Annotated in this window: 1 protein-coding gene; it reads right to left on the reverse strand. The window is 58.9% G+C overall.

What is annotated here, in order from left to right; translation table 11 throughout:
• Positions 1-331, reverse strand: a 331-nt coding sequence (locus DK254_RS16875) for a transposase (RefSeq protein WP_146219613.1), incomplete at both ends; no start/stop codon positions are given.

A 331-nucleotide genomic window follows, 5' to 3' on the forward strand; every position in this document is an offset into this window, starting at 1 on the left:
GCTTGCGTCGTGAAGCCACCGCCTGAAACTTGCTGCCATCGATAGCCACCAACTGACCACCGATCAACCCGACCTGACGGCAGAACTGCACAAAGGCATGGCAGGTTGCCTGGAACGCCACACCGTTGTCTTTACGGAAATCGGCAATGGTCTTGAAGTCCGGTACCAGTCGGCCCAGCAACCACATCACTTCGACATTGCGCTGGCACTCGGCCTCCAGTCGGCGCGAGGAGCGGATTCGATGGAAGTAGCCATACAGGTACAGCTTGAGCAAGTCGGCCGGATCATAGGCCGGACGTCCAACCTTGCTAGCTCGCGCCTTGCTGAAGCC

It is taken from the genome of Pseudomonas sp. RW407 (assembly GCF_003176655.1).
In the GTDB taxonomy this organism is placed as follows: domain Bacteria; phylum Pseudomonadota; class Gammaproteobacteria; order Pseudomonadales; family Pseudomonadaceae; genus Pseudomonas; species Pseudomonas delhiensis.